Raw genomic sequence first — 23,513 nt, forward strand, 5'->3', positions numbered from 1 at the left:
CGCGATGACGAACAAGGCGCAACCGATAAAGATCGCGATCCTTGCCATGGGCGGGGAAGGCGGCGGCGTGCTGGCCGACTGGATCGTCGACATGGGCGAGGCCAATGGCTACGTCGCGCAGACCACCTCGGTGCCCGGCGTCGCGCAGCGCACCGGCGCGACCATCTACTACGTCGAGCTGTATCCCAATGCGCAGGCCGAGGCGGATGGTGGCCGTCCCGTGCTCGCGCTGATGCCGCTGCCGGGCGACGTCGACGTGGTGCTGGCGTCGGAGCTCATGGAGGCGGGGCGTGCGGTGCAGCGCGGACTCGTCACGAGCGACCGCACCACGTTGATCGCCTCCACGCACCGCGTGTTCTCGATCGCCGAGAAGAGCGCGCTCGGCGACGGCCGCGTCGACAGCGCGCAGCTGCTCGCGCACACCGCGCGGGCCGCCAAGCGCTTCATCCGCTTCGACATGGCGCAAGCCGCCGAAACTGCGGGCAGCGTGATCAGCGCCGTGCTGTTCGGCGCGCTGGCCGGCTCGGGCGTGCTGCCGTTCAGCCGCGCGCAGTTCGAGGCCACCATCGAGCGCGGTGGCGTGGGCGTGAAGCCCAGCCTCAAGGCCTTTGGTGCGGCGTTTGCGCGTGCGCAGGGTGGCGACGACGGCGAGGCGCCGCCGGAACCGGTGGCTGCCGTGCCAACGCCGCAGCCGCGCCATCCGGCCGTGCGCGCATTGGTCGAGCGCGTGCAGCGCGAGTTTCCCGGTGCAGCCCACGACTTGCTGCTCGAAGGCGTGCGCCGCCTGATCGACTACCAGGACATGGCCTACGCCAGCCTGTATCTCGACCGCATGGCCGCCGTCGCAGCGCTGCCGGGCCATGGCGAGCATCGGCTGCTGCGCGAAACCGCGCGCCATCTCGCGCTCTGGATGTCGTACGAAGACACGGCCCGTGTGGCCGCGCTCAAGACCCGCGCCACCCGCTTCGAGCGCGTGCGCGGCGAGGCGCGAGTGCAGCCCGGCCAGGTGCTCGCCATCAACGAGTACATGCATCCGCGCCTGCAGGAAATCTGCGAGACACTGCCGGGCGGCCTGGGCCGCTGGCTCATGAATTCCACGCTGCCGAAGAAGATCGTCGAGCGCTTCACGCAGCGCGGCCGCGTGATCCAGACCAGCTCGCTGCGCGGCTACCTGATGCTGCGCACCGTGGCCGCCATGAAGCGCTGGCGCCGCTCGACCATGCGCTATGCGGAGGAGAACCGCCGCATCGAGGAATGGCTGCAGCGCATTACCGCCACCGCGCAGTGCAACCCCGAACTGGCCGTCGAGCTCGCGCAGTGCCAGCGCCTGGTCAAGGGCTACAGCGACACGCACGAACGCGGCATCCGCAACTACGACACCGTGATGCGCGCGGTCGAGCGCGCCGGTGCGGCGCTGGCCCCGGCCACGCTGCGCGAGCTGCGCGATGCGGCGCTGGCCGACGAACACGGCCACAAGCTGCAGGCTGCGCTGGCGCAGCACGCATTGGCCTGAAGAGACACAACGGACGCACGATGACCGCTCCCACCGCCACGCTCCAGCTTCGCGTTGCCGAAGCGCGCCAGCTCAATCCGCTGATCCGCATGCTGCGGCTGCACGCCGAGGATGGCCGCGCGCTGCCTGGCTTTGCGGCGGGCGCCCACATCCGCGTGCAGGTCTCGTTGCCCGACGGCAAGACCGACTGGCGCCACTATTCGCTGATCAACTTTGCAACGGCGCGCAACGCCACCAACGCGCCGACGGAATACGTGATCGCCGTGCGCAAGGAGGCCGAGGGCCGTGGCGGCTCGCGCTTCATGCACGAGCAGCTGAAAGAGGGCGACACCCTCGCCATCGAGGCGCCGAAGAACGACTTTCCGCTGCACACCGGCCCCGGCGGCTCGGTGCTGGTGGCGGGTGGCATCGGCGTCACGCCGCTCGCCACCATGGCCGCGCGCCGCCGCGCCGAGGGCGCCCCGGTGCGCATGCACTATGCCGGCCGCAGCCGCGAGTTGATGGCCTTTTTGCCTGAACTGCAGGCGCTGCTCGGCGACGACCTGCGCGTGCATGCCGATGCCGAAGCCGGCGCACCGCTGGACATCGACGCGTTGCTCGACGGCGTGCCCGCCGGCGACCGCCTCTACGTCTGCGGTCCCAAGCTCATGCTCGACGCCATGCTGGCCCGCACCCAGGCGCGCGGCTGGGAGCACGACCGCGTGCACTTCGAGCTCTTCACCGAGCCGGTCGCGGAAGAGGGCGACCAGCCCTTCGAGGTGGAACTCGCGCAATCGGGCCAGCGCTTCACCGTGCGGGCCGACCAGAGCATCCTCGACTGCCTGATCGAGCACGGCTGCGACCCGATGTTCGACTGCAAGCGCGGCGAATGCGGCGTGTGCGCCACGCCCGTGCTCGAAGGCGAGATCGACCACCGCGACTACGTGCTGACCGCCCGCGAAAAGGCGGAGGGCACTGTCATGCAGATCTGCATCTCGCGTGCCAAGGGTGCGCGCCTGGTGCTCGATATCTGAAGGAGCCACGAGAACCATGACCTCGTACAGAGACAACCCCGATGCCATCCGCGCGCTGGTGCAGAACGACCGCGTGCATCGCGACCTGTACACCAGCCAGGAACTGTTCGAGCTGGAGCAGGAGCACTTCTTTGCCAACACCTGGAACTACGTCGGCCACGAGAGCCAGCTGCCGAAGCCCGGCGACTGGATCAGCAACGAGATCGCCGGTCGTCCGCTGATCGTCGTTCGCCACGCCGACGGCAGCGTGCGCGCGATGATGAACCGCTGCGCGCACAAGGGGTCGCGGCTGGTGAACGGACCTTGCGGCAACACCGGCAAGTTCTTCCGCTGCCCGTACCACGCCTGGACCTTCAAAACCGACGGTGCGCTGCTCGCCATTCCGCTGAAGACCGGCTACGAGAACACCGAGCTGCACGCGTGCGAATCGGCCAAGGGACTGACCACGCTCAGCCATGTGCGCAGCCACCGCGGCTTCATCTTCGTGAAGATCAATGATGCGGGGCCGGACTTCGACGACTACTTCGGCGATTCGCTGAGCTCCATCGACAACATGGCCGACCGTTCGCCCGAGGGCGAACTCGAGATCGCGGGCGGCTGCCTGCGCTTCATGCACCAGTGCAACTGGAAGATGTTCGTCGAGAACCTCAACGACACCATGCACCCCATGGTGGCGCACGAGTCCTCGGCCGGCACTGCCAAGCGCATGTGGGCCGACAAGCCCGTCGACGAGCCCAAGCCCATGGCGGTCGAGCAGTTCGTGCCCTTCATGTCCGACTACAAGTTCTTCGAGGACATGGGCATCCGCACCTACGACAACGGCCACAGCTTCACGGGCGTGCACTTCAGCATCCACAGCAAGTACAAGGCCATCCCGGCCTATGACGACGCCATGAAGGCGCGCTACGGCGAGGAAAAAACCGCGCAGATCCTCGGCATGGCGCGCCACAACACGGTGTACTACCCGAACCTCACGATCAAGGGCGCGATTCAGGCGATCCGCGTGGTCAAGCCGATCTCGGCCGACAGGACCCTGATCGAGAGCTGGACCTTCCGCCTCAAGGGCGCGCCGCCCGAGCTGCTGCAGCGCACCACCATGTACAACCGGCTCATCAACTCGCCGTTCTCGGTGGTGGGGCATGACGACCTGCAGGCCTACCGCGGCATGCAGGCCGGCCTGCACGCGAGCGGCAACGAGTGGGTGAGCCTGCATCGCAACTATGACCCGTCGGAGCTGAAGGGCGGAGAGATCACCACGGGCGGCACCAACGAGCTGCCGATGCGCAACCAGTACCGCGCATGGGTCCAGCGCATGACGGAGACCATGTGATGGCCGGCATCGAAGTCACCCGCCAGGTCCTGATCGATTTCGTCGTGAACGAAGCGCACCTGCTCGACACGCGCCGCTACGAGGAGTGGAACGCGCTCTTTACCGACGATGCCTTCTACTGGGTGCCGCTGGTTCCCGACCAGGAAGACGGCCTCAACCACACCTCGCATCTCTACGAGGACAAGCTGCTGCGCGACCTGCGCATCGAGCGTCTCAAGAGTCCGCGTGCCTTTTCGCAGCAGCCGCCGAGCCGCTGCCACCATCTGCTGCAGATGCCGGTGGTCGAGCAGTTCGATGCCGAAGCCAACCGCTTCGTGGTGCGCACCGAATTCCACTACACCGAATCGCAGGGCGACGAACTGCAGTTCTACGTCGGCACCTTCTTCCATCACCTCACGGTGCAGGACGGCGCGCTGCGCATGACGCTCAAGCGCGTCAACCTGCTCAACTGCGACACGGCGCTGCCGGCCGTGCAGCTCTTCATCTAGGGACGCAATGCAAGACGCCACAGTCCGGGCCACCGTCCACCAGGTCTTCGCAGCCACCGCGGCCCGCGCGCCACAGGCCGAGTTCCTGTTCACCGAATCGGTGACCGCAGCCGCCTACGGCATTACGGCAGGCGCCATTCGCTGGGGCGGGGCTGCCGCCGAGGTCGAGCGCCTTCGCGCGGCCTACGCGCAAGCGGGCTACGGCCATGGCCACCGCGTCGGCCTGTTGCTGGAGAACCGGCCCGCATTCCTTTTCCACTGGTTCGCACTCAACGCACTGGGTGCGAGCGTGGTGCCGATCAACGCGGAGATGCGCTCGGCCGAACTGGTCTACCTGATCGGCCACAGCGAAATCGGCCTGGCAGTGACGCTGCCGGAGCGCGCCGGAGACCTGCGCGCGGCGGCTGCACAGGCCGGCGTGGCCTTCGAGACGATGGGCCCCGACGACGAGGTGCCGCGTGCGAGGACCAGCGCGCCGCGCGCCCGCGAGCCCATCGGCGCCGACACCGAATGCGGCCTGCTCTACACCTCGGGCACCACCGGCCGCCCCAAGGGCTGCATCCTGAGCAACGCCTACTTCCTGCGCGCCGGCGAGTGGTATGCGGCGCTCGACGGCGTCTGCAGCATCCGGAGCGATGCCGAGCGCGTCATCACGCCGCTGCCGCTCAACCACATGAACGCGATGGCCTTCTCCACGATGGTGGTGCTGATCGCGGGCGGCTGCCTGGTGCAGCTCGACCGCTTCCATCCGAAGACCTGGCTCGCGAGCGCACGCGAAAGCGGCGCGACCATTGCGCACTACCTGGGCGTGATGCCCGCGATGCTGCTTTCCGCTCCGGCATCGGCGGCCGACCGCGACCATGCGATCCGCTGGGGCTTCGGTGCCGGCGTCGACCGCAAGAACCACGCGCCCTTCGAAGAACGCTTCGGCTTCCCGTTGGTCGAGGCCTGGGCCATGACCGAGACCGGCGCGGCCGCCTGCATCATGGCCAATCGCGAGCCGCGGCTCGTGGGCACCAGCTGCTTCGGCCGGCAGGAGGACTTTGTCGAGATCCGCCTGGTGGGTGAAGACGGCGATGAAGTCGGCGTCGATGCGCCCGGCGAGTTGCTGGTGCGTTCGGCCGGCAGCGACCCGAAGCGCTATTTCTTCTCGGGCTATCTGAAGGACGACGACGCCACGCGCGAAGCCTGGGCCGGCGGCTGGTTCCACACCGGCGACCTGGTGCGCCGCGATGCCGAAGGCAACTTCTTCTTCGTCGACCGCAAGAAGAACGTGATCCGCCGCAGCGGCGAGAACATCTCGGCCGTCGAAGTGGAGAGCGTGCTCAACCAGCACCCGGCGGTGAAGGCTTCGGCCGTGGCCGCCACGCCCGACGCGGTGCGCGGCGACGAGGTGCTGGCCTGCATCGTGGTGCGCGAAGGCGCCGATGCATCGCAGCGCGAGCAGCTCGCCGCCAGCATCGTCGAGCATGCGCTCGCGCAGCTGGCCTACTACAAGGCGCCGGGCTACGTGGCCTTCGTCGATGCGCTGCCGCTCACGCCGTCGCAGAAGATCCAGCGCGGGCAGCTGCGCGAGATGGCGCAGTCGCTGCCGGGGCAGAGCCATTGCATCGACACGCGCGCGATGAAAAAGAGGCAGGCATGACGAAGCAGCGGCTCTCCTACGAAGGCGTCGCGGTGGCCGTGCCGGTCACGGTGCCTTATGTGCGCTACTCCACGCGCACCGCGCACTGGTTCATCGGGCAGGCCATCGAGGCGCTGGTCGAAGCCAGCGGCGTGGCCAAGGAGCAGATCGATGGCCTCTGCCTCAGCAGCTTCTCGCTTGCGCCCGACACCGCCGTGGGCGTCACGCAGCACCTGGGCCTGTCGCCGCGCTGGCTCGACCATGTGCCGACCGGTGGCGCCTCGGGCGTGATGTGCCTGCGCCGCGCCGCGCGCGCCGTGCAGGCGGGTGATGCCGACATCGTGGCCTGCGTGGGGGCCGACACCAATCATGTCGACTCCTTCCGCCAGACGCTGGGCAGCTTCAGCAACTTCGCGCGCGATGCGAGCTATCCCTACGGTTCGGGCGGGCCCAACTCGATCTTCGCCTTCATCACGGCCAACTACATGCGCACCTACGGCGCGAAGCGCGAGGACTTCGGCCGCATCTGCGTCGACCAGCGGACCAATGCGCTCGGCAACCCGAACGCGATGTTCAAGAAGGGCCTCACGCTCGACGAGTACATGGCCGCGCGGCCGATCTCGGACCCGATCCATCTTTTCGACTGCGTGATGCCCTGCGCGGGTGCCGACGCCTTCCTCGTGATGAGCGAGGAGCGCGCGCGAGACCTCGGTCTTGCGCACGTGGTGATCCGCGGCGCCATCGAACGCCACAACGCCTATGCCGAAGACCCGGTGATGGTGCAGGGCGGCTGGCGCATGGACCGCGACGACCTCTACGCGCAGGCCGGCATCCAGCCCGCGGAACTCGACTTCGTGCAGACCTACGACGACTACCCCGTCATCGTGATGATGCAGTTCGAGGACCTGGGCTTCTGCGAGAAGGGCGAGGGCCCGGCCTTCGTGCAATCGCACACCCTGACCTTCGACGGCAGCTTTCCGAACAACACGAGCGGGGGGCAGCTCTCGGCCGGGCAGGCCGGTGCGGCGGGCGGCTTCCTCGGCATGGTCGAGGCGATCCGGCAGCTCACGGACCAAGCCGGACAACGCGCAGTGCCGAACGCCCGACTGGGCCTCGTCGCCGGCTTCGGCATGGTCACTTACGACCGCTGCCTGTGCACAGGCGCCGTCATTCTCGGGAGATCGGCATGACGATGCCCCTGATGCGCCCCCCGCGCAAGAACCCGGTGCTGCGCACCCGGCAGATGAACCTGCCGCCCGGCGCGCGCGGCCGCGTGGCGCTCGGCCTCACGGCCGCCGCCGCCGAAGGCCGCTTCGAACTGCAGACCTGCGAAGACTGCGGCACGGTGCAGTACCCGCCGCGCGAGGTCTGCCGCAAGTGCCTTTCGGCCGCACTGCGCTGGCGGCAGCAAAGCGGCGAGGGCGAGCTGCTCGGCAGCACCACGCTGCACCACAGCAACGACCTGTTCTTCCGCGAACGGCTGCCCTGGCGGCTGGGCCTGGTGCACCTCGATGCCGGCCCGACGCTCATGGTCCACCTGCACGGCGAGGTCGGTGATGCGCCCGAGCGTGTGCGTGTCGGCGCCCGGCTCGACCGCGCGGGCCAGGCCGTTCTCATTGGTTTTCCGATTGAAGGGAGTCCCCACATGGCCGACGACAAGATGCTGCGTGAAATGACCAGCGACCCGAAGTTCCGCAAGGTGCTGGTGACCGACGGGAAGACCGAGACCGGCCAGGCCATCGTGCGTGCGCTGATCAAGGCCGGCGCAGACATCGTCTGGGTCGGCCATGCCGAGCCGTGGAAGAAGATGGGCGACGGGCTTGACGACATTTCGGCGCTGCCGCAAGTCACGCTGGTGCCGCTGGACCTCACCAACGGCCGGCAGGTGACCGAGCTCGCAGGCTCCATCGGCGGCAAGGTCGACATCGTGATCAACAACGCGGAGGTGCACCGCACTTTCGGCATCGGCGCGCGCCGCGGCACCGACGTGGCCAAGGCCGAGATGGACATCAACTACTTCGGTCTGCTGCGCCTCGCGCAGGAGTTCGGCCCCGCGCTGAAGGGCCGCTCGGCCGACGGCGCGACGGGTGCCACGGCCTGGGTCAACCTGCTGTCGATCTACGCGCTCAGCAACTTCCCGCCGCACGGCACCTTCAGCGCCTCGAAGGCGGCGGCGCACTCGCTCGCGCAGTGCCTGCGCGCCGAGATGCGGCCGGCCGGCATCCGCGTGATCAATGTGTTCCCGGGTCCCATCGACGACGAATGGAACCAGCACACACCGCCGCCCAAGCTGGCTCCATCTGCGCTGGCCAATGCCATCGTGAAGGCGCTGCGCGACGGCGTCGAGGACGTGTATCCCGGCGACGTGGCGCAGGAATGGCTGGAACGCTGGCGAGACAACCCGAAGGTGCTCGAACGCGAACTCGCGGCGGGCGGCTGAGACAGGAGCCAAAACGAATGACCACGACGACCGAACTGATGTCCGCCGCAGAAATTCTCGGCGGCCTCGTGACCGCGATGGCCAGCGGCCGCATCCGCGTGATCGACCTTACGCAGACGCTCACGCCCGAGTTCCCGCAGATCGCGCTGCCGCCCGAGATGGGGCAGTGCTGGCCCTTCCGCATCGAGGAAGTGTCGAAGTACGACGAGCGCGGCCCGGGCTGGTACTGGAACAATTTTTCCTGCGGCGAGCACACCGGAACGCACTTCGACGCGCCCATCCACTGGATCTCGGGCCGCGACCTGCCGAACAACTCGGTCGACACCATTCCCGTGCAGCACTTCGTGGCGCCGGCCTGCGTGATCGACTGCTCGGCCGACGTGCAGGCGAACGACGACTACCTGCTGAGCGTGGCCGACATCGAGCGCTACGAAGCGGCACACGGCCGCATCCCGAAGGGCGCATGGGTCCTGATGCGCACCGACTGGTCCAAGCGCAGCGACCCCGAGGCCTACCAGAACTTCGACGAGACCGGACAGCACACGCCCGGCCCGAGCACCGAGGCCGTGCGCTTCCTGGTCGAGCAGCGCGAGGTGCTGGGCTTCGGCTCGGAGGCCATCGGCACCGACGCGGGGCAGGGCTACCACCTGCGGCCGCCGTATCCGTGCCACTACTACATGCACGGCGCGGGGCGCTACGGGCTGCAATGCCTGAGCAACCTCGACCTGCTGCCACCCTCGGGCGCGGTGCTGATCTGCCCGCCGCTCAAGATCGAGAAGGGCAGCGGCAGTCCGTTGCGGGTGCTCGCGCTGGTGGGAGCTTCAACATGAGCACGGCGCCCAAGGTCGCGGCCGTCACCGGCGGCAGCGCCGGCATCGGCAAGGCGATTTGCGAAGACCTGCTCGCGCAGGGCTACGAGGTGGTGTCGCTCGCGCGCCGCAAGGCCGGGATCGGCCACCCGAAGCTGCACAGCATCGAGGTCGACCTGAGCGACCGCGCCGCCACGGGCGAAGCGGTGCGCGAACTGGTCGAGCGCTTTTCGCCGACCACCATCGTGCACAACGCTGGCGTCATCCGCGCGGCCCTGCTGCCTGACGTGAAGCTCGTCGATCTCGATGCGCTGGTCGACCTGCACCTGGGCTGTGCCATCCAGCTGGTGCAGGGCGCATTGCCCGCGATGCGCGCGCAGCGCTTCGGCCGCGTGGTGCTGCTGTCGTCGCGCGCCGCGCTGGGCCTGGCCACACGCACTAGCTATTCGGCCACCAAGGCCGGCATGCTGGGCATGGCGCGCACCTGGGCGCTCGAGCTGGCCGCGGACGGCATCACGGTGAATGTCGTGGCGCCCGGCCCGATCCGCACCGACATGTTCTACGACGTGGTCGAGGCCGGCAGCGAGAAGGAACGCGCGCTCGCCGCCTCCGTGCCTGTCAAGCGGCTCGGCGAAGCGGCCGACGTGGCACGCGCCGTGCGTTTCTTTGCGGACCCCGACAGCAGCTTCGTCACCGGGCAGGTGCTTTACGTCTGCGGCGGCACCAGCGTCGGCAGCCTCGCCCTCTAGTTTTTTCCGCGTTCATCCGTTCCATTCAAAAACATCACCCTGGAGCATCGCCATGAAAGTCCTGAACCGATTCCGTGCCATCGCGGGCATTGCCGCGGCCTTCGGCGCCCTGAGCGCCGCGGGCGCTTGGGCGGCCGATCTCAAGGTCGGCTTCATCACGTCGCTGTCGGGTCCGGTGTCGTCGCTCGGCATTCCCTATGAGAAGGGCATGAAGGCCGCGATCGCCTACAAGGCCGACATCGGCGGCCGCAAGATCCAGCTGGTGCAGCTCGACGACGCCTCCGATCCATCCACGGCTGCGCGCAATGCCCGCAAGATGATCGACGAGGACAAGGTCGACGTCATCATCGGCACCGCAGGTTCGCCCGGCGCGCTGGCCATTGCCGGCGTGGCGCGCGAAACGAAGACGCCGCTGATCTCGATCGCCAACGCCAACCTGCCGGGCGAAGAGGGCGCATGGATGGTCACGCTGCCGCAGCCTGCGCCGCTGATGGTGAGCGCGGTGGTCGAGCGCATGAAGAAGTCGGGCGTGAAGACGGTCGGCTACATCGGTTTTTCCGACGCCTGGGGCGACCTGGTGTACGACGCGCTGCAAAAGAGCGCGGAGCCGGCCGGCATCAAGATCGTGTCGAACGAGCGCTATGCGCGCGCCGATTCGTCGGTGACCGGACAGGTGCTGAAGATCGTGGCGCTGCGTCCCGATGCGGTGATCACCGGCACCTCGGGCACGCCGGGCGCGCTGCCCTACCTGGCACTTGCAGAGCGTGGCTACAAGGGCCAGATCTACGGCATGCATGCGCTGATCAACCCGGACTTCGTGCGCGTGGGCGGCGCTTCGGTCGAAGGCTTGCTGGCACCCACCGGCCCGGTGATCGTGGCCGAGCAGTTGCCGAGCGAGAACCCGATCCGCAAGGTGTCGATGGATTTCCGCGCGGCCTACCAGAAGGCCAACGGCGCGCCGCCGACCGATGCCTTCTCGGCCTACACCTTCGATGCCTGGCTGCTGTACCTCGACGCGGCCCAGCGCGCGCTCGCCACCAAGGCCGAGCCCGGCACGCCGCAGTTCCGCCTTGCGCTGCGCGACGCCATCGTGAGTACCAAGGAGCTGGTGGGCACGCACTCGGTCTACAACTTCAAGCCGACGGACCGCTATGGATCGGACGAACGGTCGCGCGTTGTCGTGAAGCTGGAAAAGGGACAGTGGAAGCTGGTTCCCTGAAATGACACTTTGCTCTTCTTTGCGTCGGATTGTGCGCTCGTTGCCTTGTTCGGGGCGCGACCACGCCGACGGGGTACCTTGCTCCGCGAATGTCCCCCGGCCTTCGGCCTCCTCCTTGATTTCGCTGCGCAAGGCACCCCATCGGCGTGATCGTTGGTCAGAGCGGTCGTTGATCGGCCAGCACAAGCGCTGCGCCCATCGTGCACAGGGCATCGGGTGCTCCCCGCAGCGAAATCAAGGAGGAGCCGAAGGCGGGGGACATTCGCGGAGGGGAGTACCCGGTGGCCTGTGCACGCGCCCTGAACAACAGCGTCCCGAACAGTAGTGCAAGACCACCCCAAAGACACCACAAGCTAGAGCACCAACAATGAAACAGAACCTGACCCGAATCCTGACACTCACTGCAGCAGCATTCGCGGCCGCACAAGCCATGGCGGCCGACCTCAAGATCGGCTTCATCAGCTCGCTCTCGGGCCCGGTCGCCGCATTGGGCGTGCCGTATGAGAAGGGCATTCGCGCCGCCATTGCCGAACACCCGGAAATCGGCGGCCGCAAGGTCCAGCTGATCGTGCTCGACGATGCGTCCGACCCCACCACCGCCGGGCGCAACGCGCGCAAGCTCGTGGTGGAAGACAAGGTCGACGTGCTGATCGGCACCTCGGGCGTGCCGGGCGCGATGGCCATCGCGTCGGTGGCGCGCGAACTCAACACCCCGCTGATCTCGCCCACGCCCGTCACCATCCCCGGCCCCGAAGGCGCATGGACCGTGACCGTGTCGCAGCCGTTCCAGCTCATGGTCGCAGGCGTGGTCGAACGCATGCAGAAGTCCGGCGTGAAGACGGTGGCCTTCATCGGCTTTTCCGATGCGCTGGGCGACCTGGCCTACGACTCGCTCGTGAAGAGCGCCGACAAGGCCGGCATCAAGGTGGTCGCGAACGAGCGCTATGCGCGCAGCGATTCCTCGGTGGCCGGGCAGGTGCTCAAGATCGTCGCGCAGCGGCCCGATGCCGTGTTTGCCGGCAACTCGGGCACGCCCGGCGCGCTGCCCTACCTCGCGCTCGCCGAGCGCGGCTACAAGGGAAAGATCTACGGCACGCACGGCCTCATCAACGCCGACTTCGTGCGCGTGGGTGGTGCCGCCATCGAAGGCCTGCAGGTGCCCAGCGGCCCCGTGCTGGTGGCCGACCAGCTGCCCGACAGCAACCCGATCAAGAAGGTGTCGATGGGCTTTCGCAACGCCTACCAGAAGGTGAACGGCGCGGTGCCGACCGATGCCTTCTCGTCCTACACCTACGACGCCTACCTGCTGCTGGCCGATGCGGCCTCGCGCACCAAGGGCGAGCCCGGCACGCCGCAGTACCGCAGCGCGCTGCGCGACGCCATCGCCAGCACCAAGGAATTGGTGGGCACGCACGGCATCTACACCTTCAAGCCCGACGACCGCTACGGCTCCGACCAGCGCGGCGTGGTGATCGTGCAGATGAACAAGGGCCAGTGGAAGCTCGTTCCCTGAGAAGCTGAGCGCCCGCCGATGACCAGCTACCGCCATCATCCGGACCGCATCGCCGCGCTCGTGCAGGACGACCGCGTGCACCGCGACCTGTACCTGAGCGAGGAAATCTTCGCGCTCGAACAGGAACGCCTGTTCGCGAACACCTGGGTCTATCTCGGCCACGCGAGCCAGGTGCCGGAACCCGGCGACTTCGTGGCGCAGGACATTGCGGGCCGGCCGCTGCTCATGGTGCGCCAGCCCGACGGCGCGGTGCACGTCATGTACAACCGCTGCGCCCACAAGGGCACGCAGCTGGTGACCGACGAATGCGGCAACACCGGCCGCTTTTTCCGCTGCCCCTACCACGCGTGGACCTACAGGCTCGACGGCGCGCCGCTCGGTGTGCCGCTGAAGAACGGCTACGAAGGCACGCAGCTCAAGGCCTGCGAGTCGGGCCGGGGGCTTTCGGTGGTGAAGCACGTGAAGGTCTACCGTGACTTCGTCTTCGTGCGGCTCGCGGACACCGGCCCCTCGTTCGAGGACTACTTCGGCGAGGTGCTCGGCGCCATCGACAACATGGTCGACCGCTCGCCCGAGGGCCGGCTCACGGTCGGCGGCGGCGTGCTGCGCAACATCGTCCACTGCAACTGGAAGATGTACCTCGAGAACATCAACGACACGGTGCATCCGATGTCGACGCACGAGTCGGCCACCAAGGCGGCGGAGGCGCTGTGGGAAGGCCATGCCCCAACCGACCCCAAGCCGATGGCGATGGAGCAGATCCTGCCCTTCGGCTCGGGCTACGAGTTCTTCGACAGGATGGGCGGACGCGTGTTCGCCAATGGCCACAGCGTGCTGGGCGTGAGCTTCAGCATCCATTCCAACTATGCGCAGCTGCCCGAGTACGAGGCTGCGATGCGCGCCGCGCATGGCGAGGAGCGCGCGGCCGAGATCCTGCAGCGCTCGCCGCAGAACTCGGTCTTCTATCCGAGCCTGTCGGTCAAGGGCTCGCCGCAGGCCATCCGCGTGATCCGCCCGCTGGCCGCCGACCGCACGCTCGTCGAGGCCTGGAGCTTCCGCGCAGCCGGTGCGCCGGATCTGCTCTTCGAACGGGCCATGAGCTACAACCGGCTCGTGTTCTCGCCGATGTCGGTGGTTGCGCACGACGACGTGCACCTGTTCGAGAGCATCCAGCAGGGCCTGCGCGCCGGCGGCAACGAATGGGTGAGCCTGCACCGCAACTACGACGCGGCCGAACTCGCGCAGCCGACCCTCACCACCAATGGCACGAACGAGCTGCTCATGCGCAACCAGTTCCGCGCCTGGGCAAGGTCGATGGTGGCGGGCATGGAGGCCGCGGCATGAATGGCGACCCGCGCGATTTCGTTGCCCATGAGGCCGCACTGCTCGACGAGCGGCGCTTCGACGACTGGCTGGCGCTCTTCACCGAAGACGGCCATTACTGGATTCCGCTGCTCGGCGCCGCGCAGGCCGATCCGTTCTCGCACAACTCGCTGGCGTATGAGGACCGGCTGCTGCTGCAGCTGCGCGTGGATCGCCTGAAGAACCCGCGTGCCCATTCGCAGCATCCCGCGAGCCACAGCCAGCATGTGCTGCAGTCTTCGCGCATCGAGGAAGAGACGAGCGATGCAGTGCGCCTGCGCACGCCGTTCCTCTATATCGAAGCGCGCGGCGAATCGCAGATCCTGCTGACCGGCACCGCCCGCCACCGCCTCGTGCGCACGCCCGAGGGATGGGCCATCCGCGAGAAGCGCATCGACCTGCTCAACGCCGCGCGCCCATTGCCGGCGATCCAGTTGTTCATCTGAGTTTTCCCCGTCCATTTCCATCCACCCATCCATCCTCACCGGAGCTACGACATGAAGAGCCTGATGCAGACCTTGACGCGCGGTGCCCTCGCCGCGGCGCTGACCGCCTGTGGTGTTGCGAGCGCATTCGCGGCCGACCTCAAGGTCGGCCTGAGCGTGTCGCTGTCGGGGCCCAACTCCTCGCTGGGCGTGCCCTATGCCAAGGGCATGCAGGCCGCGCTGGCCTACAAGCCGGAAGTCAACGGCCGCAAGGTGCAGCTCATCGTGCTGGACGACGGCTCCGACCCGACCACGGCCGGGCGCAATGCCCGCAAGCTGATCGAGGAGGACAAGGTCGATGTGCTGATGGGCACCTCGGGCGTGCCTGCCGCCATTGCCATGGCGCAGGTCGGCAAGGAAGCCAAGGTGCCGATGATCGGCCTCACGCCCATCCTGCTCGACCCGGCCGAGAACCCCTGGGTCATGACGGTGGCGCAGCCCACGCAGCTGATGATCGATGCGGTGGTCGAGCGCATGAAGCGCAACAACGTCAAGACCGTGGGCTACATCGGCTTCACCGATGCCTGGGGCGACCTGGTCTACAACGCACTGATGAAGGCCGCGCCCGAAGCCGGCATCAAGGTGGTGAGCAACGAGCGCTATGCGCGCGCTGACGCTTCGGTGACCGGTCAGGTGCTGAAGATCGTGGCGCTGCGGCCCGATGCCGTGATGACGGGCGGTGCCGGCACGCCGGGCGCGCTGCCCTTCCTTGCGCTGCAGGAGCGCGGCTACAAGGGCGGCGTGTACGGCCAGCACGGGCTGATCAACCCCGACTTCGTGCGCGTGGTCGGTGCCGCGGGGCAGAACGCACTGATGCCCACCGGCCCGGTGATCGTGGCCGAGCAGTTGCCCGACAGCCATCCGACCAAGAAGATCGCGACCGATTTCCGCGCCGTGTTCCAGAAGGTCAACAACGCGCCCACCAGCGACGCGTTCTCGGCCTATTCCTTCGACGGCTGGCTGGTGTTTGCCGATGCCGCTTCGCGTGCCATGAAGAAGGCGGAGCCGGGCACGGCCGAGTTCCGCGTCGCATTGCGCGATGCCATCTTCAGTACCAAGGAAGTGGTGGGCACGCACGGCGTCTACACCTTCAAGCCCGGCAGCCTCTACGGTGTGGACGAACGCGCCCGCGTGATCGTCAAGCTCGACAACGGCCAGTGGAAGCTCGCACCTTGAACCACCCCATGCAAGCAACAACAACGACAACGATATTGCCAAGGGCTTTTCCATGACATGGGACGTGGCGCTGATCCTCGTCACCGATGGCCTGGCCAACGGTGCCGTCTATCTGCTGGCCGGACTCGGGCTGGTATTGATCTTTTCCGTCACGCGGGTGGTGTTCGTGCCGTTCGGCGACATCGCGGCCTTCGCAGCCCTGTCGCTCGCGGCCTTCGAAACCGGCCGCGTGCCGCCGACCATCGGCATGGTCGCCGTGCTCGCGGCGCTCGCGCTGGCGACGGAGATCGGCAGCCTGCTGCGGCGCAGGGAGGCCGCACGCATTCCGAAAGCCGTGTTGATGTGGGGCGTGCTGCCCGCCATTCCCTGCCTGCTGGCGTGGCTGGCCGCGCGGCCCGGCGTGCCGGTGGCGGTGCACATTGCCGTGGCCGTGCTGCTGGTGGTGCCCATTGCGCCGCTGCTCGCGCGGGTGGTGTTCCAGCCGATCGCGGATGCCTCGGTGCTGGTGCTGCTGATCGTCTCGCTGGCGCTGCACTTCCTGCTCTCGGGCCTGGGCCTTCTGTTCTTCGGGCCTGAAGGCTCGCGCACCACGCCGCTCACGAGTGCCGTGTTCACGCTGGGCGACGGCTTCACGGTCAGCGGCCAGGTGGTGCTGATGGTGGGTGCGGCCATCGTGCTGAGCGGATTGTTCTTCCTGGTGTTCGAGCGCACGGTGGCGGGCAAGGCGCTGCGCGCCACGGCCGTCAACCGCGTGGGCGCGCGGCTGGTCGGCATCCGGCCGGTGCGCACCGCGCTGCTGGCCTATGGCTGCGCTTCGCTGCTGGCCGGGCTCATCGGCGTGCTGATCGCGCCGGTGACCACCATGTACTACGACTCGGGCTTCATCATCGGCCTGAAGGCCTTCGTGGCCGCGATCATCGGCGGGCTCGTGAGCTATCCGATGACGGCCGTGGGCGCGCTCGCGGTCGGCGTGGTGGAAAGCTTCGCCTCGTTCTGGAGCGGGGCGCTGAAGGACGTGATCGTGTTCAGCCTGCTGATACCGGTGCTCATGCTGCGGTCCTTCATGGCCGCGCACTCCGAAGAGGAAGAAGACGAGGTGGAGCAATGAACGGCAACCGCAAACGCATGGTGGGGATCGCCGCGGTGGTCGCCGTGCTGGCCCTGGTGCCGGCAGTGGCGGGCAGCTTCACGGTCTCGCTGCTCAACGACATCGGCATCGGCGCGCTGGTGGCGCTTGGGCTGGTGCTGCTCACCGGCGTGGGTGGAGCGACCTCGTTCGGGCAGGCGGCCTTCGTAGGCATCGCGGCCTATGCCACGGCCTGGCTCACCACCACGCAAGGCATGTCGCCATGGATCGGCCTCTTGTTCGCGCTGCTGCTCACGGGCCTCTCGGCACTGGCCATCGGCATGCTCACGCTGCGGCTGGGCGGGCACTTCCTGCCGCTCAGCACCATCGCCTGGGGCCTGTCGATCGCGATGCTGTTCGGCAACGTCGATGCGCTCGGGCGCCACACGGGCCTGTCGAACATTCCGGCGCTGCGCATCGCGGGCTGGTCGCTGGCCGATCCGCGTTCCATGTACTACCTGATCTGGGTGGTGGTCGGGCTGGCCTGCCTGTTCAGCCAGAACCTGCTGCAGTCGCGGCCGGGGCGCGCGATCCGCGGCCTGCGCGGCGGTGCCACGCTGCTCGCGAGCGTGGGAGCCGACGCCTACCGCGTGCGGCTCACGCTGTTCGTCACGGCGGCGCTCTTCGCAGGGCTGGCGGGCTGGCTCTATGCGCACATGAACCGCTTCGTGAGCCCGTCGCCCTTCGACGTGCGCGCCAGCATCGAATACCTGCTGATGGCGGTGGCCGGCGGGCTCGGGCAGCTGGCGGGCGCGCTGGTGGGTGCCGCGCTGGTGCTGGTGCTCAAGAACGGCCTGCAGGACGTGTTGCCGATGCTCACGCAGCGCGCCGGCCAGCTGGAGGCCGTTGCCTTTGCGACGCTCTTCATCCTGCTGCTGCACTTTGCGCGCGGCGGCCTCATGGGCCTGCTGCGGCGCTGGACGCGCCGCCGCGCCGGCACGCAAGCTGCCTCGCGCCACGAAGCGCCCGCGGTCGATCCGCTGCCGCACCGACAGCTGCCCGCGCGCGGCACGCAGGTGCTGTCGGTGAACGGCGCGGTCAAGCGCTTCGGCGGGCTGGTGGCGGTCAACGACGTGAGCTTCGAGGTGAATGCGGGCGAGATCGTCGGGCTCATCGGGCCCAATGGCGCGGGCAAGTCGACCATGTTCAACCTGCTGACCTGCACGCTGCCGATGACCTCGGGCCAGGTGCGCTTTCTCGACCGCGATATCGCCGGCATGCCGCAGCGGCAGGTGGCGCGGCTGGGGCTGGCGCGAACCTTCCAGCACGTGAAGCTCAGGCCGCACATGAGCCTGCTCGACAACGTGGCGCTGGGCGCGCATTCGCGCACCCGCTCGGGCATCCTGAAGGCAGGCCTGCGGCTCGACCGCAGGGAAGAGACGCAGATCCTGCAGGAGGCGCAGCGCCAGCTCGACCGCATCGGCCTGGGGGACCGCGCGCACGAACTCGCGGGCAGCCTGCCGCTGGGCACGCAGCGCATCCTGGAGATTGCACGTGCGCTGGCCGCCGACCCGGTGCTGCTGGTGCTCGACGAGCCCGCGGCGGGCCTGCGCCGCAAGGAAAAGATGGCGCTCGGCGACCTGCTGCGCAAGCTGCGCGAGGAGGGCGTGACCATCCTCATCGTCGAGCACGACATGGACTTCGTGATGAAACTGGTGGACCGTCTGGTGGTGATGAACTTCGGCTCCAAGCTCGTGGAGGGCGTACCGTCGGCGGTGCGCGCCGACGAGCGCGTGCAGGCGGCTTACCTGGGGAGTGTCGTATGACGGCGATGCTGGAGATTGGCGACCTGCACGTGTCGTATGGGCAGGTCGAGGCGGTGCGCGGCGTGTCGCTGAACCTGCAGCCGGGGCAGATCATCTCGGTGATCGGCCCCAATGGCGCGGGCAAGACCACGCTGCTGGCGGCTGCGATGGGACTGCTGCCTTGCAAGGGTACGCTGCGCTTCGAGGGCGAAGACCTGCAGGGCCTCGACGTGGAGGCGCGCGTGGAGCGCGGCCTGTGCCTGGTGCCCGAAAAGCGCGAGCTGTTCGGCGAGCTCACCGTACTCGACAACCTGCAGCTCGGCGCCTACGCGAAGCGGCTGCGCGGCGATGCAATGAAGAAGCGGCTGCAGTCGGTGTACGACCGCTTCCCGCGCCTGGCCGAGCGCCGTTCGCAGCGCGCCGACACGCTCTCGGGCGGCGAGCGGCAGATGCTCGCGGTGGGCCGTGCCCTGATGTCTGCGCCGCGCCTGCTGATGCTCGACGAACCCAGCCTCGGCCTCGCGCCGCTGATCGTGCGCGACATTCTTTCCATCGTGCGCAAGCTGCGCGAGGACGGCGTCTCGATCCTGCTGGTGGAGCAGAACGCGCGCGCCGCGCTCGAAAGCTCGGACCATGGCTACGTGCTGGAAACTGGCGAGATCGCGCTGTCGGGCGCATCGGGCGAACTCGCGAGCGATCCGCGGGTGCAGGCCACCTACCTCGGCGGAGGCACGCACGATGACGAGTGAGGCGCGCGCGCTGCCGCCGGGCCAGCGCACGCTGCCCGCGATGCTGCAGCGGCAGGCGGAACGCTTCGCCGGGCGTCCGCTGCTGCGGATCGCGGGGCGGCCATGGACGCATGGCGACGCGGCCGGAGCGGCTGCGCTGCGTGCCGGCGCGCTGGCAGAGGCCGGCGTGGCGCGCGGCGACCGCATCGCCGTGATGTGCGGCAATCGCATCGAGTTTCTCGAAACCTTTCTCGGCGCGGGCTGGCTCGGTGCGTCGGTGGTGCCGGTCAACACCGCGTCGATGGGGCCGCAGATCGAATACTTCCTTGCCAACAGCGAGGCGAAGCTGCTGGTGATCGAGGCGGGTTTTCTCGAACGGCTGGCGACGGCCGATCTTGGGCGCACGGCGCTGCGCGAGCTCTGGGTCGTCGGCGAGGCGGCTGCTTCATGGGTGCCGCCTGCAGGCATTCGCGTCTCGAGCTATCCCGAAGGCGGGCCAGCCATTGCGCCAGCCGCGGTGCAGCCCGGCGAGCCGCTCGCCATCCTCTACACCTCCGGTACCACCGGCCCGGCCAAGGGCGTGGTCTGCCCGCATGCGCAGTATTTCTGGTGGGGCGTGAACAGCGCCGAGGTGCTCGGCGTCGGCCGCGACGACGTGCTGTGCACCACGCTGCCGCTGTTCCATATCAATGCGCTCAACACCTTCGCGCAGGCCGCGCTGACCGGGGCCGAGGTGGTGTTCGAATCGCGCTTCTCGGCCTCGGGCTTCTGGCCGTCGATGCGCGCCAACGGAGCGACCGTGGTCTACCTGCTGGGCGCGATGGTGCCCATCCTGCTGGCCCAGCCCGAGGGCGAAGGCGAGCGCGATCACCGCGTGCGCATCGGGCTCGGGCCGGGCGTGCCGTCGGCGGCCGGGCAGGCCTTCAGGGCGCGAACCGGCGTGCCGCTGCTCGAGGGCTATGGATCGACCGAGACCAACTTCGCGATCGCCACCGCGCCGGATTCGCCGCGCGGCGGCGTCATGGGCTGGCTGCGCCCCGGCTTCCAGGCGCGCGTGGCCGATGAAGGCGATGCGGAACTGCCGGCAGGCGAGGCCGGCGAACTGCTGCTGCGCGCGGACGAGCCTCATGCCTTTGCGAGCGGCTACTTCAACATGCCCGAGAAGACGGTCGAGGCCTGGCGCAACCTCTGGTTCCATACCGGCGACCGCGTGGTGCGGGATGCCGATGGTGCCTTTCGTTTTGTCGACCGCATCAAGGACGCCATCCGCAGGCGCGGCGAGAACATCTCGTCGTTCGAGGTCGAGCAGGTGCTGCTGAGCCACCCTGGCGTGGCTTCGTGCGCCGTGTACCCGGTGCAATCCGAACTGGCCGAGGACGAGGTGATGGCCGCGCTGGTGCCGCGCGAGGGCCAGCGCATTGACCCGGCCGAACTGGCGCGCTTCTGCGAGAGCCGCCTGCCGTACTTCGCCGTGCCGCGCTACATCGACGTGCTGCCGGACCTGCCGCGCACCGAGAACGGCAAGGTGCAGAAGTTCAAGCTGCGCGAGCGCGGCGTCAGCGAACAGACCTGGGACGGGCGGCCCGGCCTGCGTCCCCCGGCAACGACGGCATGAGTTCCGCGCCGCCACCGCTTGCCGGCCGGGCCGCGTTCGTGACCGGCGCGGGGCAGGGCCTGGGTGCCGCCATTGCGCGCGGATTGGCCGAAGCGGGTGCGCGCGTGGTGCTGGCGGACATCGATGCCCACGGCGCTGAATCCGCAGCCGCGGGCTTGCGCGCCACGGGCGCCGACTGCATCGCGATGGAGCTCGACGTGCGCAGCGAGGCGGCGTTCTCCCGCTGCTTCGAAGCGGCAGTGGCCCATTTCGGCGCCGTCGACGTGCTGGTCAACAACGCCGCGCGCACGCCGTTCACTTCGCCCTGGGACATCACGCCCGAAGAGTGGGACGACGTGCTGGCCGTCAACCTGCGCGGCAGCTTCTTCGGCTGCCGCATTGCCGGGCGGCACATGCGCGAGCGCGGAGCCGGCCGCATCGTCAACCTGGCGTCGTTGGCGGGCCAGCAGCCCAGCGCCGCAACCGGCGTGCACTATGCAGCCAGCAAGGCGGCGCTGCTGGCCTTGACGCGCAGCTTTGCGCAGGAACTCGCACCGCATGGCGTCACGGTGAATGCACTGGCGCCGGCAGCGGTTCGCAGCCCCGCGCTCGATGCACTGGACCCGGCTCGGCAGCAGGCGCTCAAGGCGCAGATTCCGCTGGCCCGCTTCGGCCGGCCCGAAGAGGTGGCGGCCGCCGTGGTCTACCTCGCGTCGCCCGCGACGGCCTTCATGACGGGCGCCACGCTGGACCTCAATGGCGGCCGCTTCATGCGCTGAACAGGCGATGCGCCGCACACGCTAAAATAGTTCAGAACTAAACAATTCAGGTATGCACGCAAATTCATTGAACGGCCGCCACGCCCTCGTCACCGGCGCCGCACGCGGCATCGGGGCCGAGATCGTCCGCACCCTGGCTGCCGAGGGCGCAACGCTCACGCTGCTCGGGCGCGACCTCGATGCGCTCCAGCGTGTGGCCGCGTCGCTCGCGGGCCGGGGCCACGGCGTGGCCGCGGCCGACGTGGCCGACGCGCAGGCGGTGCAATCGGCCTTCGCGCTGGCGCGCGCCGAGCGCGGGCCGCTCGCCATCCTCGTCAACAACGCGGGCGCGGCTGAGAGCGCGCCTTTTCTCAAGACCTCGGCCGAACTCTGGCAGCGCATGCTGTCGGTGAACCTCACCGGCACCTTCCTGTGCACTCAGGCCGCGCTGCCCGACATGCTCGAAGCCGGCTGGGGCCGCATCGTCAACATCGCCAGCACCGCGGGCCAGAAGGGCTATGCCTACGTCGCGGCTTACGCGGCGGCCAAGCACGGGGTGATCGGGCTCACGCGCTCGCTTGCGCTCGAAGTGGCGCGCAAGGGCGTCACGGTGAATGCGGTGTGCCCCGGCTACACCGACACCGACATCCTACGCGCGAGCGTTGCCAACGTGGTGGGCAAGACCGGGCGCAGCGAGGCCGATGCGCTGGCCGAGTTCTCCAGCGTCAATCCGCAGCGCCGCATCGTGCAGCCCGCCGAGGTGGCCGACGCGGTGCGCTGGCTCTGCGGCAGCGGCGCCGCATCCGTCACCGGGCAGTCGGTTTCGGTGTCGGGCGGAGAGGTGATGTGATGCGCAACGATGCCTCGCACGCCGCGCTCAGCGATGCCGAAGAGCTCGGCCACGAAGCCCGTGCCGGCCGCGAAGACCACGCCATGCTCAGGCTGTGGCTGCGCATGCTCGCCAGCACCACGCAGATCGAGGCCGAGATCCGGCGCCGGCTGCGCGAGCGCTTCGGCATCTCGCTGGCGCGCTTCGACTACATGGCCCAGCTCTACCGCTATGAAGATGGCCTCAAGATGCGCGTGCTGTCGCGCTACCTGATGGTGACCGGCGGCAACGTCACGGGCCTGACCGACGAGCTGGAGCGCGATGGCCTGGTGGCGCGCGCCCACAGCCCCGACGACCGCCGCTCGTGGATCGTGAGCCTCACGCCCAAGGGCCGCGCGAGCTTCGAGACCATGGCCAAGGAACACGAGCAATGGATCCTCGAGATGTTCTCGGGCCTCGACATGAAGACCGTCAGGCAGATGCATGCCCAGCTCGGCCAGCTGCGCGTGCACGTGATGCGCAGCGAGCCTGCGGGCGAGGAGGGCTGATGGCGACGAGCGCAGGCGAAACCGAAGCGCCCCAGGCAGAGTTCCAGCGCGCGCGGATGATCCGCTTTTCCGATTGCGACCCGGCGGGCATCGTCTTCTATCCGCAGTACTTCGTCATGCTCAACGGCCTGGTGGAAGACTGGGTGAGCGAAGGGCTCGGCATCGGCTACCACGCGCTCATCAGCGAGCGGCGCATCGGCCTGCCGACGGTGCGGCTCGAGGCCGACTTCCGCGCCGTGAGCCGGATGGGCGATCAAGTCATGCTGGGCCTGGCGGTGGAGCGGCTGGGCTCGCGCTCCATGGCGCTCGCGCTGCGCTGCTTCGACCCCGCCAGCGGCGAGCTGCGCATGCAGCTCAGGCAGGTGCTCGTGACCACATCGCTCGAGAGCCATCGCGCCGTGGAAATTCCGCAAGACCTGCGCACGGCCATCCTGCGCGGCGCGCCCTCGCTCGCCTGAAGCGCA

The 23,513-nt window shown here is 68.5% G+C and carries 22 protein-coding genes; all 22 read left to right on the forward strand.

Translation table 11 applies throughout. From position 1 onward, the window contains the following. Positions 1–4: 4 nt before the first annotated feature. The 22 genes from IB278_RS19755 to IB278_RS19860 all read left to right on the forward strand — a co-directional run bounded on the left by IB278_RS19755 (position 5) and on the right by IB278_RS19860 (position 23,507). On the forward strand, positions 5–1,513 hold the full coding sequence (locus IB278_RS19755; RefSeq protein WP_192324951.1) for an indolepyruvate oxidoreductase subunit beta family protein: 1,509 nt from the start codon (positions 5–7) through the stop codon (positions 1,511–1,513). A gap of 20 nt (positions 1,514–1,533) precedes the next feature. Continuing rightward, a complete protein-coding gene (locus tag IB278_RS19760) occupies positions 1,534–2,526 on the forward strand; it encodes a PDR/VanB family oxidoreductase (RefSeq protein WP_145741580.1) in 993 nt (330 codons plus the stop codon). Positions 2,527–2,542: 16 nt separating this feature from the next. Then, on the forward strand, positions 2,543–3,856 hold the full coding sequence (locus IB278_RS19765; RefSeq protein ID WP_145741582.1) for an aromatic ring-hydroxylating oxygenase subunit alpha: 1,314 nt from the start codon (positions 2,543–2,545) through the stop codon (positions 3,854–3,856). Further along, positions 3,856–4,344 (forward strand): aromatic-ring-hydroxylating dioxygenase subunit beta, encoded by a 489-nt coding sequence (locus IB278_RS19770; RefSeq protein ID WP_192324953.1) that lies wholly within the window; start codon positions 3,856–3,858, stop codon positions 4,342–4,344. Before IB278_RS19765 ends, IB278_RS19770 begins: the two co-directional genes overlap by 1 nt. A gap of 7 nt (positions 4,345–4,351) precedes the next feature. Further along, positions 4,352–5,989 carry an AMP-binding protein gene (locus IB278_RS19775; protein ID WP_192324955.1) on the forward strand — a complete coding sequence of 546 codons (1,638 nt, stop codon included), beginning with the start codon at positions 4,352–4,354 and terminating at the stop codon, positions 5,987–5,989. Next, positions 5,986–7,158, forward strand: coding sequence for a thiolase family protein (locus IB278_RS19780; protein WP_145741586.1), 1,173 nt, complete (start codon positions 5,986–5,988; stop codon positions 7,156–7,158). Before IB278_RS19775 ends, IB278_RS19780 begins: the two co-directional genes overlap by 4 nt. After that, entirely contained in the window at positions 7,155–8,408 is a 1,254-nt protein-coding gene (locus tag IB278_RS19785; protein WP_145741588.1) for an SDR family NAD(P)-dependent oxidoreductase, read from the forward strand. Before IB278_RS19780 ends, IB278_RS19785 begins: the two co-directional genes overlap by 4 nt. 17 nt (positions 8,409–8,425) lie before the next feature. Continuing rightward, positions 8,426–9,238, forward strand: coding sequence for a cyclase family protein (locus tag IB278_RS19790; protein ID WP_145741589.1), 813 nt, complete (start codon positions 8,426–8,428; stop codon positions 9,236–9,238). Further along, a complete protein-coding gene (locus IB278_RS19795; protein WP_145741591.1) occupies positions 9,235–9,966 on the forward strand; it encodes an SDR family NAD(P)-dependent oxidoreductase in 732 nt (243 codons plus the stop codon). Before IB278_RS19790 ends, IB278_RS19795 begins: the two co-directional genes overlap by 4 nt. A 52-nt stretch (positions 9,967–10,018) precedes the next feature. Continuing rightward, the gene (locus IB278_RS19800; RefSeq protein WP_145741593.1) at positions 10,019–11,185 is read left to right on the forward strand and encodes an ABC transporter substrate-binding protein; all 1,167 of its coding nucleotides are present in this window, start codon (positions 10,019–10,021) and stop codon (positions 11,183–11,185) included. Positions 11,186–11,552: 367 nt separating this feature from the next. Beyond that, complete coding sequence (locus IB278_RS19805; protein WP_192324957.1) at positions 11,553–12,698, forward strand: ABC transporter substrate-binding protein; 1,146 nt, start codon at positions 11,553–11,555, stop codon at positions 12,696–12,698. An 18-nt stretch (positions 12,699–12,716) separates the two neighbouring features. Further along, on the forward strand, positions 12,717–14,042 hold the full coding sequence (locus IB278_RS19810; protein ID WP_192324959.1) for an aromatic ring-hydroxylating dioxygenase subunit alpha: 1,326 nt from the start codon (positions 12,717–12,719) through the stop codon (positions 14,040–14,042). After that, positions 14,039–14,506 carry an aromatic-ring-hydroxylating dioxygenase subunit beta gene (locus IB278_RS19815; protein WP_145741599.1) on the forward strand — a complete coding sequence of 156 codons (468 nt, stop codon included), beginning with the start codon at positions 14,039–14,041 and terminating at the stop codon, positions 14,504–14,506. The genes IB278_RS19810 and IB278_RS19815 overlap by 4 nt, the downstream gene beginning before the upstream one ends. A 51-nt stretch (positions 14,507–14,557) precedes the next feature. Continuing rightward, a complete protein-coding gene (locus IB278_RS19820; RefSeq protein WP_192324961.1) occupies positions 14,558–15,721 on the forward strand; it encodes an ABC transporter substrate-binding protein in 1,164 nt (387 codons plus the stop codon). A gap of 52 nt (positions 15,722–15,773) precedes the next feature. Then, a complete protein-coding gene (locus IB278_RS19825; RefSeq protein ID WP_145741603.1) occupies positions 15,774–16,829 on the forward strand; it encodes a branched-chain amino acid ABC transporter permease in 1,056 nt (351 codons plus the stop codon). Beyond that, a complete protein-coding gene (locus IB278_RS19830; RefSeq protein WP_192324964.1) occupies positions 16,826–18,613 on the forward strand; it encodes an ABC transporter permease subunit in 1,788 nt (595 codons plus the stop codon). Before IB278_RS19825 ends, IB278_RS19830 begins: the two co-directional genes overlap by 4 nt. Continuing rightward, on the forward strand, positions 18,610–19,341 hold the full coding sequence (locus IB278_RS19835; protein WP_145741606.1) for an ABC transporter ATP-binding protein: 732 nt from the start codon (positions 18,610–18,612) through the stop codon (positions 19,339–19,341). Before IB278_RS19830 ends, IB278_RS19835 begins: the two co-directional genes overlap by 4 nt. After that, a complete protein-coding gene (locus tag IB278_RS19840; protein WP_192324966.1) occupies positions 19,331–20,935 on the forward strand; it encodes an ATP-dependent acyl-CoA ligase in 1,605 nt (534 codons plus the stop codon). The genes IB278_RS19835 and IB278_RS19840 overlap by 11 nt, the downstream gene beginning before the upstream one ends. Beyond that, complete coding sequence (locus IB278_RS19845) at positions 20,932–21,693, forward strand: SDR family NAD(P)-dependent oxidoreductase (RefSeq protein ID WP_192324968.1); 762 nt, start codon at positions 20,932–20,934, stop codon at positions 21,691–21,693. The genes IB278_RS19840 and IB278_RS19845 overlap by 4 nt, the downstream gene beginning before the upstream one ends. Positions 21,694–21,745: 52 nt before the next feature. After that, positions 21,746–22,522, forward strand: coding sequence for an SDR family NAD(P)-dependent oxidoreductase (locus IB278_RS19850; RefSeq protein WP_192324970.1), 777 nt, complete (start codon positions 21,746–21,748; stop codon positions 22,520–22,522). Continuing rightward, the gene (locus IB278_RS19855) at positions 22,522–23,049 is read left to right on the forward strand and encodes a MarR family winged helix-turn-helix transcriptional regulator (protein ID WP_145741612.1); all 528 of its coding nucleotides are present in this window, start codon (positions 22,522–22,524) and stop codon (positions 23,047–23,049) included. Before IB278_RS19850 ends, IB278_RS19855 begins: the two co-directional genes overlap by 1 nt. Next, positions 23,049–23,507 (forward strand): acyl-CoA thioesterase, encoded by a 459-nt coding sequence (locus IB278_RS19860; RefSeq protein ID WP_192324972.1) that lies wholly within the window; start codon positions 23,049–23,051, stop codon positions 23,505–23,507. The genes IB278_RS19855 and IB278_RS19860 overlap by 1 nt, the downstream gene beginning before the upstream one ends. The last annotated feature ends 6 nt before the right edge of the window (positions 23,508–23,513 follow it).

The sequence above is a fragment of the Variovorax sp. VRV01 genome (genome assembly GCF_014852545.1).
Lineage (GTDB): Bacteria > Pseudomonadota > Gammaproteobacteria > Burkholderiales > Burkholderiaceae_C > Variovorax > Variovorax beijingensis_A.